We start from the raw sequence: 13710 nt of genomic DNA, 5'->3' as shown, positions 1-13710 counted from the left end.
TCCGTGAAGGATCAGTGAAAAAACTGTCAAGTTCGCTGAATTTGCCCCAGGGCTGGCACAGTACCGGCGATGGCCTTAAGCTGCGCCTGCCGCGCACCGTAGCGAAGCGCCGCACAGGAGAACCCGATGCGTATTCTTTTGGTTGAAGACAACCGCGATATTCTTGCCAACCTTGCCGATTACCTGGGCATGAAAGGCTACACCGTCGACTGCGCCCAGGATGGTCTGTCGGGCCTGCACCTGGCCGCCACCGAGCATTACGACCTGATCGTGCTCGACATCATGCTGCCCGGTATCGATGGCTATACCCTGTGCAAGCGCCTGCGCGAGGATGCCCGCCGTGACACCCCGGTGATCATGCTCACGGCCCGCGACCAGCTGGACGATCGCCTGCAAGGCTTCCGCTCTGGTGCCGATGATTACCTGCTCAAGCCCTTTGCCTTGTCCGAACTGGCCGCGCGCATCGAAGCGGTGCTGCGCCGGGCCCAGGGCGGCGGGCGCCGTACCCTGCAGGTCGCGGACCTGAGCTACGATCTCGATACGCTCGAAGTGACCCGCCAGGGCCGCCTGCTCAAGCTCAACCCGGTCGGCCTCAAGCTGCTCGCCGTACTGATGCAGAAAAGCCCGCACGTGCTGCGGCGCGAAGTGCTGGAAGAAGCCCTGTGGGGTGATGATTGCCCTGATAGCGACAGCCTGCGCAGCCATGTGCACCAGCTGCGCCAAGTGATCGACAAACCGTTTGAAAAACCGCTGCTGCATACCGTCCATGGCGTCGGCTATCGCCTCGCCGAGGGCCGCGATGGAGTTTAAGCAAAGCCTTGCCCAGCGCATCATCATCGCCTTTGCGTTGATGAGCGCGCTGGTGGCCGGCGCCTTCGCCTTCGGTATCGTCGCCACCGTGCATTTGGTTGAGGAGCGCCTGATCTCATCGGTGCTCGGCGGCGACCTGCAGCGCCTGCTGCGCATGGACAGCGTCAGTGACTGGAGCCACCGGCCACGGCCTGACCAGCTTTTCTACTTCAGTGGCGGGCGCGATGATTTCGAGCTGCCCAAGGACTTGCGCCACCTCGATGTGGGCTTCCATGAAGTATTCCGCGACCAGTTGTCCTACCACGCGATGGTCGAGATCGTCGATGGTCGCCGCTACGTACTGCTGCAGGACCAAAGCGATTTCGAAGAGCGCGAGCGGGTGCTGTTCGCCGTGGTGGTGGTGGGCTTCGTGCTCAGCCTGGTACTGGCCGTGGTGCTCGGCTGGTTACTGGCGCGCAGGGTCATGGCACCGGTCATCCGCCTGGCGCGCCAGGTTCGCCATCGTGACCAGTTGCTCGGCCTGGCGCCGCCTTTGGCACCGGACTACGCGGCCGACGAAGTCGGCCAGTTGGCGGCGGCGTTCGACGATACCCTCGGCCGGCTGCGTGATGCACTGACCCGCGAGCGCTTGTTCACCAGCGATGTCAGCCATGAGCTGCGCACGCCGCTGATGGTGCTGGCCACCTCGTGCGAACTGCTGATGGAAAACCCCAATCTGGATACCCGCTCGCGCAATCAGGTAGAGCGCATCGCCCGCGCCACGGAAGAGATGCGCGAGCTGGTCAAGACCTTCTTGATGCTGGCGCGTGCCCAGCGTGACCAGGGAGCCGTGGCGTCCCAGGCAACCCTGCGCGAAGTCGCCGACGACTTGATCGGGGTGTGGCGCGATACCATCGAGCAGAAGGGCCTGGCGCTCTACTATGATGGCCAGGTCAGTGCAGGCCCATTGCTGTACAACGCCACCTTCCTGCACTCGGTGATGGGCAACCTGCTGCGTAATGCCGCGCATTACACGGATAGCGGTTATATCCGCCTGAGCCTGGAGCTCAACGGCTTCAGTGTCGAAGACAGTGGCGTGGGTATCCCGGAGGAAAAGCGCGAGGCCATGTTCCAGCCTTTCGTGCGTGGCGAGGAGCGGCGTGGCGAAGGCCTCGGCTTGGGCCTGTCGCTGGTACAGCGGATCTGCGATGACCAAGGCTGGCGGGTGACATTGACTTCGACGTCGCCGCACGGCTGCCGCTTCCAGGTGGACCTGAGCCAGAGTGCGGAAAAGACCGATCCCACCCTGTAATATGATGAAACAGTCCTGCCGTTTGGTGACGTTATTTTCACATTGGCATGACCTGTTTCCCACGATTTGTTACCTAAGGTAGGCGCATTGAAGATAGGAGCCTCTCGATGCGCAGCCCGATCAAACTCGAATTTTCCGAGAAGTACGACCAGCAACATGCCCAAGCGTATTTCCTCAAGCATCAGGATGGACTGGCACGACGCCTGTCCCACAAGCGCGACGAGCATCTCGCCCGTCGGGCCCTGACGCTGGCCGGCGAACCGGGCCTGGTCCTTGATCTGCCCTGCGGAGCGGGCCGATTCTGGCCGCTGCTGGCGGAAAAGCCGAACCGGGTGATCATCGGCGCCGATAACTCCGAGGCGATGATCAAGACCGCCTGTGCCGCACAACCGCCAGAAGTGGTGGCGCGGGTACGCCCTTTGCAGACTTCGGCGTTCGCCATCGATTTGCCGGATAATTCAGTCGACAGCATTTTCTGCATGCGGCTGTTTCACCATATCGGCCAAGCGGCTCATCGCAAAACCATTCTTGACGAGTTTCAAAGGGTTAGCCGTGACAGCGTAATCCTGTCATTGTGGGTGGACGGTAACTTCAAGGCTTGGCGCCGCCAGAAGCTCGAGCAAAAGCGCAGTGCCAACGGCGAGCAGGGCAGCTATCAGAACCGTTTCGTGTTACCGGTAGAAACGGTTGAAGCAGAATTCAAGGCCGCCGGCTTCAGAATCCAGGAGCGCCTCGACTTCCTGCCGTTCTATGCCATGTGGCGGGTATATGTATTGCGTAAGGGGTAGTGTTTGATGGCTGTAGCCCAAAATGGGGAGTCGCGGTTCGATTATTACTGGCGCCAGCAAGGTGAATGGGTCGAGGAACCCAACCAGCGGCGCGGTGGTGAAAGTGGCGTACAACGTCTGAGGGATGGCAACGGCAAGGTGCTGTATGCCAAGCGTCAGGTTGGCCATATCTATCGCAGCCTGTTACACCCATTCGGCAGGCCGACGGTGTTGCGCGAGCTCGATGCACTGAACAGCTTCGAACAACTCGGCGTGCGCGTGCCACGTATCGTGTTTTGTGGTGCCGAGCGTGATCCTGAGCATCAATGGCGTGCGCTGCTGGTCAGCGAGGCGCTGGATGGCTTTGTCGAGCTCGACACCTGGCATGCCGAAGGTGCGCGCGAGCGTTATCCCCAGGTGGTGCATGAACGCATGCTCAAGGACCTGGCCGACAACCTGGCGCGCATGCACCTGGGGCATTGGCAGCATGGCTGCCTGTACGGCAAGCACGTCTTCATCAAGGTCATCGGCGCAGGTGAGCAGGCCCGCGTCGAGGTAGCACTCCTGGACCTGGAAAAGTGCCGACGACGCATCAGTTGTCAGCGGGCCGCGGGCAACGACCTGCGCCAGCTGCGCCGCCACTCGTCGCTAAATGACACGGAATGGCAAACGCTGCTCTATTTTTACCAGATGGCGTTTGGCAGCGCTGTCAAAGGGTTAGGGCAATGAAACTAGAAATAGCTCGAGCTTTGTTCCTGGTGGCTGGGTTGGCTGTGACCACGGCGGCGGTAGCTGCCTGGGAAGAACCGCGGCCTGTGGTGTTCAGCAAGGCTGGCCAATGCGCGGTGCCGCATACGGTGAAGCAGCAGAACAAGGCCGAGCCGGACCAGGATCTGCTGTTGTTCCTCTTTGGAATGCGCCAGGGGCTACGGCCATTTGGCTGATACAGCTCGAGCAAGATAAAGGCCTCGCCAATGCGAGGCCTTTGTTTTTTCTGTGTGCCTCATCGGCTCTTCGCGGGCAAGCCCGCTCCCACACGGATCGCGCCAGCTTAAAATTGAGCAAGACAGTTGCTCCTGCAGGGCCAGCACATTGCTCAAGGGGTACGTTGTCTCTGTGGGAGCGGGCGTGCCCGCGAAGGGGCCGGATCAGGCGACAACAGGCTCCTTGGCTGCTGATTTGTGTGCCAGCAAGGTGTAGATACACGGCAACACGAACAGGGTAAACAAGGTCCCGATCGACATCCCGGTGGCAATCACCGTGCCGATGTCGAACCGGCTGACTGCCCCGGCACCGGTAGCCAGAATCAGCGGCACCATGCCGAACACCATGGCCGCCGTGGTCATCAGCACCGGCCGCAGGCGAATGGCGGCAGCCTCCTCGATGGCCTGGCGGATGCTCAAGCCCTGTTCCTCTCGCAACTGGTTGGCAAACTCGACGATCAGGATGCCGTGCTTGCTGATCAGGCCGATCAGGGTCACCAGCCCCACCTGGGTATAGATGTTCATGCTGGAAATGCCCAGGAACAGCGGAAGCAGCGCGCCACAGATCGACAAGGGTACGGTCACCAGAATCACCAGCGGGTCGCGGAAGCTCTCGAACTGCGCGGCCAGTACCAGGAAGATGATCGCCAATGCCAGGCCGAAGGTCACCCACAGGGCGCTGCCCTCCTGAACGTACTGCCTGGCCGCCCCGGCATAGTCGAAGGCAAAGCCCTCAGGTGCTTCTTCCCGGGCGATATCGCGCACCGTCTGCAACGCCTCGCCAATGCTGACCATCGGCACCCCTTGGATGATCGCCGAGTTCAGCTGCTGGAACTGGTTGAGCTGGCGCGGGCGGGCCCGGTCACGGAGCGTGATCAGCGTCGACAACGGTAGCAGCTGCCCTTGCTCGTTCTTCACGTAGTAGTTGTTCAGCCAGCCGGCGTTGTCCCGGAAGGGCCGCTCCACCTGGGCAATCACCTTGTAGCTGCGGCCTTCGAGGGTGAAGCGGTTGATTTCAGCCTCGCCCAGCAGGGTTGCCAAGGTACTGCCCAGCGTATCCATGGACACACCCATCTGCGCCGCCTTGGCCCGGTCGATGTCGACCACCACTTCTGGCTTGTCGAAGGCCAGGTCGATGTCGAGGAAAGCGAACTTGCCTGATGCCTGCGCCCTCTGCTTGACCCGCTGGGCGACTTCCAGCAGGGCAGGGTAGTCCCCGGCGGTGTTGATCACGAACTGAAACGGCAGGCCTTCGCCGGTACCCGGCAGCGACGGCAGGTTGAAACCGAAGATCTGCAGCCCACCGATCTGCTCGAGTTTGGCCTGCACCAGCGGCAGCAGCTCCATCTGCGTGCGTTGGCGTTCGTTCCACGGCTTGAGCAGAAAGCCACCGATGCCGCTCTGCACGCCGTTGAAGCCGTTTATCTGGAACGACGAGTAGTACTCGGGGAAACTCTTGAACAGCGGCGTGAACTGGTCGGTGTAGGCATTCAGGTAGTCGAGGTTGGCCGGCTGTGGCGAACTGCTCATCATGAAGATCACGCCCTGGTCCTCATTGGGCGCCAGTTCGTTCTGAGTGAACTTGAGCAACAACGGGATCAGGCACAGGATGATCACGGCGAACACCAGTACCACCGGGCGGCTGTCGAGGGTAGCGTGCAGCACGCGCTGATAACGCAGCTTGAGGCCGTCGAACAGCACATCGAGCCGATGGGCCAGGCCGCTGGGGTTCTGCTCCTGGCGCAGCAGCAGGGCGCACATCATCGGCGACAGGGTCAGGGCGACGATGCCGGAGATCACCACCGCCCCGGCCAGGGTCAGGGCGAACTCCTTGAACAGCGCACCGGTGAGCCCGGTGAGAAAACCGATGGGGGCGTACACCGCGGCCAGGGTGATGGTCATCGACACCACCGGCATGGCGATCTCCCGTGCGCCCTCCAGGGCCGCGTCGAAGGGGGACTTGCCTTCCTCCATGTGCCGGTGAATGTTCTCTACCACCACGATGGCGTCGTCCACCACCAGGCCGATGGCCAGCACCATGGCCAGCAGCGTCAGCAGGTTCAGCGAGTAACCCATCATCTGCATGAAGAACAGCACGCCAATCATCGACAGCGGAATGGTCACCACCGGGATCAGCACCGAGCGCAGGGCGCCGAGGAACAGGAACACCACCACGATGACGATCAGCACCGCTTCGCCGAGGGTCTTGATCACTTCGTCGATGGAGGCCTGGATGAACAGTGTGGCGTCGTAGGCGATCGATACCTTCAGCGCCGAAGGCAGCTGGCTCTCCAGCTCGGGCATGATGCGCCGTACTTCCTTGATCACGTCCAGCGGGTTGGCTGCCGGAGTGGCCTTGATGCCGATATAGACAGACGGCGTGCCGTCGAACGAGCTGACCGTGTCGTAGTTTTCCGCGCCCATTTCCACACGTGCCACATCACCCAGCAGTACCCGGCTGTCGCCGGACACCTTGAGCGGCAGGGCGGCAAAGGCTTCGGCCGATTTCAGCTCGGTGCTCGCGTTGATGCTGGTGACCACGTATTCGCCCTTCACCTCGCCGGCGGCGGAGAGGAAGTTGTAGCGGCGCACGGCATTGGTCACGTCGCTGGCGGCCAGGCCGAAGCCGGCCAGTTTCACCGGGTCGATCCAGATACGCATGGCGAACACCTGGTTGCCAAGGATTTCCGCCTCGGCCATGCCTGGCAAGGTGGCAAGCTTGGGCTGGATCACCCGCGACAGGTAGTCGGTGATCTGTGGGTTGCTCATATCCTTGCTGTAGAAGCTGATGTACATCAGTGCCGAGGCGTCGGCGGCCTCCTTGCTGAGCACCGGGTCTTCGGCGTTCTGCGGCAGCTGGTTGCGCACTTCGTTGGCCTTGGCCAGCAGTTCGGTGAACAGGCGGTCGCTGTCGGCGCCGACGCGCGCGTAGATGGAAATCACCGAGAAGTTCTGGCGGCTGACCGAGGTCATGTAGTCGATGCCTTCGGCACTGGCCAGGCTCTGTTGCAGCGGCTGGGTGATGTAGCCCTGAATGGTCTCGGCGTTGGCCCCGGGGTAGGCGGTGGTCACCGTGATCAGGGCGTTCTCCATTTTCGGGTACTGGCGGATCTGCAGTTTGTGCCAAGCCTGGAAACCGAGCAGCAGGATCAGCAGGCTGACCACGCTGGCCAGCACCGGGCGGCGGATGAACGGGTCGGTGAACGCCATGCCTGCCTCCTGCTCAGTCGCTGCGCGGTGCGCCCTGTTCGGGCTTGAGCGCGCTGTCCTGGCCAATCCGGATGGCCGCTCCAGGGGTCAGCTTGAGCTGCCCGGCGGTGACCACCTGCTCCCCGGCCTTGAGGCCTTTGCTGACCACCACCAGCCCATCGCGGCGTTCGCCGGTCTGTACGGTGCGCTGTTCGGCGCTGAGCTGTGGCTCGCCCTTTTCGTCGGTGACGGGGTTGCCGTCCTTGTCCTGCTTCGGCGTGGCGACGTACACCGAGTTGCCATAGAGGGTATAGGTGATTGCGCTTTCCGGCACGACCACCTGGGGTTGCGGGTCGGGCAGCAGGATCAGCAGGTTGGCGAACATGCCTGGCAGCAGTTTGTCTTCCGGGTTGGCCAGGGTCGCGCGAACCAGCAGGTTTCGCGTGTTCTCATCGACCTTGGGGTTGATCGCGCTGAGGCTGGCCGGGAAGGTCTGGCCAGGGTAGGCGGCCACCTGCACCAGCACCTGCTGGCCCAGGCTCAGGCGCGGCAACGCCTGCTCTGGGACGTTGAAGTCGACGTACAGGCTGGACAAATCCTGCAGGGTGGCAATCACCGTGCCGGCGGCCAGGTACTGGCCGATGTCCACCTGGCGAATGCCGATGGTGCCACTGAACGGCGCGTTGATGCTTTTCTTGATCTTCTGCGCCTTGAGCTGTTCAACCACCGCCTGATTGCGCCGGTACTGGGAGGACAGGCGATCGAATTCACCGCGGGAGATGGCGGCATCACCGACCAGCTGGCTGCCGCGACCGAAGTCGACCTTGGCCAGCCCCAGGTCGGCCTGGGCAGTGCCGAGCAGGGCGGTTTCCTGGTCGTCGTTGAGCTGCAGCAGCGGTTGCCCGGCTTTGACCTTCTGCCCGGAGTCGAAGTACAAGGCCTTGACGATGCCCTCCACTTCCAGGCTCAGTTCGACGCCTTGCAGGGCCTTCAGGCTGCCGACGGCAGGCAGGCGCTCCTGCCACTGGCGCTGTTCGGCCGGGGCGGCCGCAACAGTGATGGGTGGCCTGGGCGCAGAGAACATCTGGATCTGTTGGTAGATCGAGAAGCCCTTGTAGCCCCCCAGGGCCAGCACGATCAACAGAACGACAGCCAACATGATGAGCATGCGGCGGCGTAGCATAAGTCCGGTTCCTTGGATGCGTGATTGTTATTCGCTCGAACACGACAACGGGCGATCCTGCCCACGTGCGGATGGAGGAAGTATTGCAGAAGGGGGAGGAGATTGCCTGTGCCGGCCCTTTCGCGGCTAAAGCCGCTCCCACAGGGACCGCGTAGTCAGAGGGTGCGCGGTCCCTGTGGGAGCGGGCGTGCCCGCGAATAGGCCGGCACAGGCGGCAGAAAAATCAGACCAGATGCAGGTGGTTGTCCCAGAACCCGGACGGCAGGTCCATCGGTTGCCCGATGAGCTCGGCCTTGCGGCAATCGTAGAAGCGGCAACGACCCTGCCCGGACGTCACGACAAATCCATCCTCGACCGCACCGACCCCGGCGCAATCGGGCATCGGGGCATCGAGCTTCACCGCACCGCTGTCCAGGTCCCAGACGAACAGGCGGTTGGCCCGCGGTGCGGTCAATGCTACCAGGCGCAGGTCGCTGTGGATGGCGACGCTGGCGGTGTACTGGGCCATCGATTGCAGCTGGCGCTCCGGCACCGGGAAGGCCTTGAACGGCTCGCCCGGGCGCTTGATCGCCAGCAGCTCGGCGGTTTCGTCGGCAGCCCCCATGAACTGCTGGCAGGCGGCAATGGTGCCATCGTCGCCCACTGCGAGGTGGCGCACGCTGTTCATCTGCTGGGCCAGGGTTTCCTTGCTCAGCAGGGTGCCGTCGCGCTGCATCAGCACCAGGCTGGGTTCCATGGCGTCGAGGTTCATCTCGACCCGGCTCTCGGCCTCGGTGCGGATACCGCCGTTGGCCACGACCAGGGTTTCGCCGTCCGGCAGCCAGGCCAGCTCGTGGGGGCCGATGCCATGGGTCGGGATCTCACCGCTGTGCACCAGGCGCTCGCCCTCGAAACGGTACACGCCGAGCACACCGCGGCCTGGGTCGGTGGTGTCGTTTTCGGTGGCATACAGCCATTCGCCACCCTTGTGGATCACCGCATGGCCATAGAAGTGGCGGTTTGGTTGCGAGGTGATGGTCTGCAGCAGGCGCCCATCGCGCAGGTCGACCAGGTAGCTTTCGGTACCGGGGCGACGGGCGACGAACAGGGCGATCGGCAGCTCGGGGTGGTTAATGATGGCATGGCAACGCTGGGCGACCTGGGTGCTGAACACCTGGGTGCCGTCCAGGCGGAACCCGACCGCGTAATGCTTGCCGTCGCCATCGTCCCGCGCCGACAACAGCAAGGGTTCGCTGCCTTTGTTGCGCAGCAGGCTCCAGCCGCCCAAGGTCAGGGCGCTGAGCAATACGCTACCGAGTTTGAGGGCCTGGCGTCGCAGCATGATCAGTCACCGTCGTTGGCATTGAAGCCCAGCTGGATGTTCAGCGCCTTGGCCAGGTCGCCTTCGTGCAGGCGGTGGACGGCGTTCAGAGCATCGTAGATCTGATTGAGGGTCTGCTGCCCGGCGTCGTCGGCCAGCAGCTCGCCGAGGGTCTTCTGGTTGTCGGCCAGCAGTTTGAGCGCCGTAGCGTAGGCGTCGTCGATCTTCTGCGCCAGGGGTTTCTGATCGCTGGGCAGCAGGCCGCGCAGGCCCTGGTTGTCGACCCCGACCCACACCGCCTGGGCGGCCTTGAGGGTGGCTTCCAGGCTTTTCAGCGAGGAGTGGCTGCGCCAGGCTTCGGCCTGCAGCGGTTGTGGGATGCCCTTGCTCTGCCGGCCCATGGGGGCGCCCAGCTTCTTCTTCAGGGTATCCAGGGCGGTAACCTGGGAGCGCAGCAGGTCGGCGATCGCCTCGTGAGAGTCGGCGTAGCGCTGGTTGGGGAACTTGGTCATCTGCGACAGCATGCCGTCGGTGCTGTTCCAGGTCTTGAGAATATCCTCGGCCAGGGCCTTCTGGTGATCGGCAATGGCGACCAACAGCGGGCAATAGCGGGCCTTCTGCTCGGCAGTGGCGATGTCTGGCTTGCTGTCGAAAAGGATGTACTCGTAAGCCGACAGGCCGCGTACCACGACGCTGGCCTTGCCCAGGGCGGCGGCATCGACCGGCTTGTCGCCATTGACCAGCTGCTCGACCTGGCGGCCGACCAGGTTCTTCTTGTCCGGCCAGAATTGTACCTGCCAGGCGCGGTTGCCTTCGGCCAGCGGGCCGACCAGCAGCGGTTGCAGTTCGGCCCAGGCTTTTTGCGCATTGAGGAAATCGGCGCGGGCGGTGTCCAGGCTTTCCTTGCCCTCACAGTAGGCCAGGGCGCTGGCGGCCAGCTGGCGGTCGGCTTCGACCCAGCGGCTGTAGGTCGGCAGGATCACCTGCTTGGCGATGGCGGCGGAAGTCACTGCCTGCGGGTCCTGCGGCGAGCAGGCACCCAAGGCGAGTGCGGCGAGGCTGGTGAACAACAGTTTGGGTCGGAACATGCCCGGCTCCTTGCGCGTTTCAAAGTGAGTTCAGGAAAGCCAGCAACGCGGCGCGCTGCTCGGCATTGAAGGTCAATACATGGTCGCGCGCCGACTGTGCTTCGCCGCCGTGCCAGAGCACGGCTTCGAGCAGGTTGCGGGCGCGGCCGTCGTGCAGGTACTGGGTGTGGCCGCTGACCGTTTCGGTCAGGCCGATACCCCACAACGGCGGGGTACGCCAGTCCTGGCCGTTGGCGGCGAATTCGGTGCGCTCGTCGGCCAGGCCTGGGCCCATGTCGTGCAACAGCAGGTCGCTGTAGGGGCGGATCACCTGATTGGCCAGCTCCGCTTCGGCGGTGTTGGCGGCAGTGGTGAACTGCGGGATATGGCAGGCCTGGCAGCCGGCCTGGAAGAACAGGTTCTTGCCGGCCAGCACTTGCGGTGCGGCGACGTCACGACGTGCCGGCACGCCGAGATTGCGGGTGTAGAAGGTGACCAGGCGCAGGATGTTGTCGCTGACCTCCTTCTCGTCGCCTTCACCGTCGCCATTGGGCGCGGCCAGGCAGTCGACCTGGGCCGGGGTGCAGTCGTCCTTCGGTTGCAAGCGGCTGGTCAGGCCCATGTCGCCGTTGAAGGCGTGCACGTTCTGCTGGTTGACGTTGGGCTGCCCGGCCTTCCAGCCGAAGCGGCCGATCACGGTCTTGCCCTGGGCGTCGTCCCAGACCCGGTTGGCGCGGCCGCGGATACCATCGTGGTTGCGGTCGTCCGGGTCTTCGTTGGCCAGGATGTCGGCTTCGGCGATGGCTTCGAGCAGGCCCAGGCCAATCATCGGCGGGGCGACACGGGCCGAGAAGCGCGTGTCGGGGTGCATCGGGCCGTAGCCAAGCTGGGTGATCTGCAGGGTCGGGCGGCGCAGTTCGACCGGGTGGCCGTCCTTGAAGGTAACGGTCTGGGTGGAGTAGTTCACCCGCACCTTGCCCTCTGGCGCCACGCCGGGGATGGCCATGTCCTGTAGCTGGGTGCCGTAGACCGGCTCAGGGACCACGCCCAGGCGCTCGATCTGCTTGGCCAGGTAAGGCTGATCGGGGATCGACAGGCGCACCAGCATGCCCACGGCATTGCTGTCATCGGGCCCAGGTGGATGCCCGCGGCCATCGCGCACGTGGCAGTTCTGGCAGGCCGTGGTGTTGAACAACGGGCCCAGGCCATCACGCGCGGTGGTGGTGGACGGGGCGATCACCCAAGGGCTGCGGAAGAAGCTGTTGCCCACGGCGAAGTCCAGGCGCCGCTCGGCCGAAAGGTTGGCCGAGGGCAGGGAAAACGCCTTGCGGTCGTCGCGCTGAACCGTTGCCTGGCCGCCAGACAGCGCTTCGCCGGGCTCGGCCTGGGTGAAACGCGGGGCGTCATCACAGGCGGCAAGGGCGAGGGCCAGCAGCAGAGGGGAGAGTCGGGACAGCGACGAGGACATGCAAAATCCTGGGCGTGGACGAAAAACCGGCGTGCAAGCTTAGCAGGCCAGCCTTGTTTGAATAAGAGCAATTTGCAATTACCCGGGTGAAAAGAATGTTAAATGCCAGCATTTTCATCAGTCTGCACCGGCCTCTTCGCGGGCAAGCCCGCTCCCACAGGGGCCGCACAAGACCAGAGCCTGGGAAGATCCTGTGGGAGCGGCGGTGCGGCGATCCGACTTGCCCGCGAAGAGGCCGGGACAGAAAAAAGGCGACCCGAAGGTCGCCTCTTGGTGAACCGAAATTGTCGATCAGAATTCGTGATCGGCGGTGTCCGGGTTCAGGTTGGCGATGCCCAGCTTGCCTGCAGCCTGTTCGATCGAGCCGGTCTGCTTGACCAGCGAGGCGATGGCATCACGCACGATCTGGTTGCCGGCAGCGTTGTCGGCGGCGATCAGTTGGTCATAATGCTCACCCTTGAGCGCGTGGTCGACCATCACCTGGATTTTCGCTTCGGTGGCTTCGAGGTCGGCCTTGAGGGTGGCGTCGGCAGCCGGATCGGCTTTGGCCACCAGCGAGGACAGGCTCGGGCCGGTCAGCTTGGTGCCGTCGACACGGGTGTACTCGCCCAGGTAGACGTTACGGATGCCCTTGGCGTCGTAGAAGTGCGAGTAGTGGGTGTTGTCGCTGAAGCAGTCCTGCTCGTCTTCCGGCGAGTTGGCTTCCAGCGAGACCTTCATGCGCTCACCGGCCAGTTCGCCCAGCGACAGGCTGCCCATGCCGAACAGCATCTTGCGCAGGCCATCGGCCACCGGCTCGGCTTCCAGCGTGGCACGGTAGTTGTCGGCGACGTTCGGCTTCCAGTTGCCGACCATCTCTTCGAGGTCCTTTACCAGCAGCTCGGTGACCGCTTTCAGGTAGGCGCGGCGACGGTCGTTGTGGCCGCCGGTGGCACCTTTGCCTTCCAGGTAATCGGAAGCCGGGCGGTTGCCTGCGCCTGGGCCGGTGCCGTTGAGGTCCTGGCCCCAGAGCAGGAACTCGATGGCGTGGTAGCCGGTGGCGACGTTGGCTTCGGAACCTGCCAGTTCGTTCAGGCTGGCCAGTTTCTCAGGGGTTATGTCCTTGACATCGACCTTCTCTTCACCAACCTGGATCTCGGTGTTGGCAATGATGTTGGCGCTGGCCGCCGGGTTGCCCAGGGCATGCTCATAGCTCTTGTCGACATAGTCGATCAGGCCTTCGTCCAGCGGCCAGGAGTTCACCTGACCTTCCCAGTCATCAATGATGGTATTGCCGAAGCGGAACACCTCGCTCTGCAGGTAAGGTACGCGCGCGGCAGCCCAGGCCTCTTTGGCGGCTTTCAGGGTTTCGTCGTTGGGCTTGGCAAGGAACGCGTCGACGGCGGTCTGCAGGGTCTTGGCGGTGCTCAGCGCGTCGCTGTACACGGCATAGACCATTTCGGAGTAATGCTTGACCACGGCTTTGCCGGCCGCTTCGTCGACAGCCCCGGGCGCCGCTGCTGCGGTGCTGGCCGCAGCAGGTGCCTGAGCTTGCGGAGCGGCAGCCTTGTCATCCTTGCCTTCGCCGCAACCGGCGAGAGCGATGGCGATGGCGAGCAGACTGGCGGAGGCCAGAGGCATACGAATCATTATTGGTTTTCCTGCGTCGTGTG

Annotated in this window: 11 protein-coding genes; 5 read left to right on the top strand and 6 right to left on the bottom strand. The window is 63.4% G+C overall.

Annotated elements, in window-relative coordinates:
* Positions 1-126: 126 nt before the first annotated feature.
* The 5 genes from colR (at position 127) to ACTORR_RS08980 (ending at position 3812) form a co-directional block, all read left to right on the top strand.
* Positions 127-810 (top strand): two-component system response regulator ColR, encoded by a 684-nt coding sequence (gene colR / locus ACTORR_RS09000; RefSeq protein WP_003255215.1) that lies wholly within the window; start codon positions 127-129, stop codon positions 808-810.
* Positions 800-2101, top strand: coding sequence for a sensor histidine kinase (locus ACTORR_RS08995; RefSeq protein ID WP_054884599.1), 1302 nt, complete (start codon positions 800-802; stop codon positions 2099-2101). The genes colR and ACTORR_RS08995 overlap by 11 nt, the downstream gene beginning before the upstream one ends.
* A gap of 107 nt (positions 2102-2208) precedes the next feature.
* A complete protein-coding gene (locus ACTORR_RS08990) occupies positions 2209-2889 on the top strand; it encodes a class I SAM-dependent methyltransferase (protein WP_286935780.1) in 681 nt (226 codons plus the stop codon).
* 6 nt (positions 2890-2895) lie between these two features.
* Positions 2896-3597 (top strand): lipopolysaccharide kinase InaA family protein, encoded by a 702-nt coding sequence (locus ACTORR_RS08985; protein ID WP_054884597.1) that lies wholly within the window; start codon positions 2896-2898, stop codon positions 3595-3597.
* The gene (locus tag ACTORR_RS08980; RefSeq protein WP_054884596.1) at positions 3594-3812 is read left to right on the top strand and encodes a hypothetical protein; all 219 of its coding nucleotides are present in this window, start codon (positions 3594-3596) and stop codon (positions 3810-3812) included. Before ACTORR_RS08985 ends, ACTORR_RS08980 begins: the two co-directional genes overlap by 4 nt.
* Before the next feature lie 204 nt (positions 3813-4016).
* Here the strand turns inward: ACTORR_RS08980 and ACTORR_RS08975 are convergent, their stop codons facing one another.
* The 6 genes from ACTORR_RS08975 to ACTORR_RS08950 all read right to left on the bottom strand — a co-directional run bounded on the left by ACTORR_RS08975 (position 4017) and on the right by ACTORR_RS08950 (position 13687).
* Complete coding sequence (locus tag ACTORR_RS08975; protein ID WP_054884595.1) at positions 4017-7061, bottom strand: multidrug efflux RND transporter permease subunit; 3045 nt, start codon at positions 7059-7061, stop codon at positions 4017-4019.
* A 13-nt stretch (positions 7062-7074) separates the two neighbouring features.
* Positions 7075-8223, bottom strand: a complete 1149-nt coding sequence (locus ACTORR_RS08970) for an efflux RND transporter periplasmic adaptor subunit (RefSeq protein ID WP_262108725.1) — start codon at positions 8221-8223, stop codon at positions 7075-7077.
* Between the two features lie 223 nt (positions 8224-8446).
* Positions 8447-9544: a DUF1513 domain-containing protein gene (locus tag ACTORR_RS08965; RefSeq protein ID WP_054884593.1), complete on the bottom strand. Its 1098-nt coding sequence runs from the start codon at positions 9542-9544 to the stop codon at positions 8447-8449.
* A gap of 2 nt (positions 9545-9546) precedes the next feature.
* Complete coding sequence (locus tag ACTORR_RS08960; protein ID WP_054884592.1) at positions 9547-10611, bottom strand: imelysin family protein; 1065 nt, start codon at positions 10609-10611, stop codon at positions 9547-9549.
* A gap of 19 nt (positions 10612-10630) precedes the next feature.
* Positions 10631-12058, bottom strand: a complete 1428-nt coding sequence (locus ACTORR_RS08955; RefSeq protein ID WP_054884591.1) for a di-heme oxidoreductase family protein — start codon at positions 12056-12058, stop codon at positions 10631-10633.
* Between the two features lie 291 nt (positions 12059-12349).
* Positions 12350-13687 (bottom strand): imelysin family protein, encoded by a 1338-nt coding sequence (locus tag ACTORR_RS08950; protein WP_099815948.1) that lies wholly within the window; start codon positions 13685-13687, stop codon positions 12350-12352.
* Positions 13688-13710: the final 23 nt, after the last annotated feature.

This window comes from Pseudomonas sp. SAR267, assembly GCF_052077595.1.
Classification (GTDB): Bacteria; Pseudomonadota; Gammaproteobacteria; order Pseudomonadales; family Pseudomonadaceae; genus Aquipseudomonas; species Aquipseudomonas vlassakiae.
This window is presented reverse-complemented; position numbering and strand designations above follow the sequence as displayed.

Excerpts from the sequence above, each read along its gene's own strand:
- ACTORR_RS08960 (WP_054884592.1), bottom strand. The coding sequence starts at position 10,611 with ATGTTCCGACCCAAACTGTTGTTCACCAGCCTCGCCGCACTCGCCTTG.
- ACTORR_RS08990 (WP_286935780.1), top strand. The coding sequence starts at position 2,209 with ATGCGCAGCCCGATCAAACTCGAATTTTCCGAGAAGTACGACCAGCAA.
- ACTORR_RS08995 (WP_054884599.1), top strand. The coding sequence starts at position 800 with ATGGAGTTTAAGCAAAGCCTTGCCCAGCGCATCATCATCGCCTTTGCG.
- ACTORR_RS08975 (WP_054884595.1), bottom strand. The coding sequence starts at position 7,061 with ATGGCGTTCACCGACCCGTTCATCCGCCGCCCGGTGCTGGCCAGCGTG.
- ACTORR_RS08955 (WP_054884591.1), bottom strand. The coding sequence starts at position 12,058 with ATGTCCTCGTCGCTGTCCCGACTCTCCCCTCTGCTGCTGGCCCTCGCC.
- ACTORR_RS08965 (WP_054884593.1), bottom strand. The coding sequence starts at position 9,544 with ATGCTGCGACGCCAGGCCCTCAAACTCGGTAGCGTATTGCTCAGCGCC.
- ACTORR_RS08985 (WP_054884597.1), top strand. The coding sequence starts at position 2,896 with ATGGCTGTAGCCCAAAATGGGGAGTCGCGGTTCGATTATTACTGGCGC.
- ACTORR_RS08950 (WP_099815948.1), bottom strand. The coding sequence starts at position 13,687 with ATGATTCGTATGCCTCTGGCCTCCGCCAGTCTGCTCGCCATCGCCATC.
- colR (WP_003255215.1), top strand. The coding sequence starts at position 127 with ATGCGTATTCTTTTGGTTGAAGACAACCGCGATATTCTTGCCAACCTT.
- ACTORR_RS08980 (WP_054884596.1), top strand. The coding sequence starts at position 3,594 with ATGAAACTAGAAATAGCTCGAGCTTTGTTCCTGGTGGCTGGGTTGGCT.
- ACTORR_RS08970 (WP_262108725.1), bottom strand. The coding sequence starts at position 8,223 with ATGCTACGCCGCCGCATGCTCATCATGTTGGCTGTCGTTCTGTTGATC.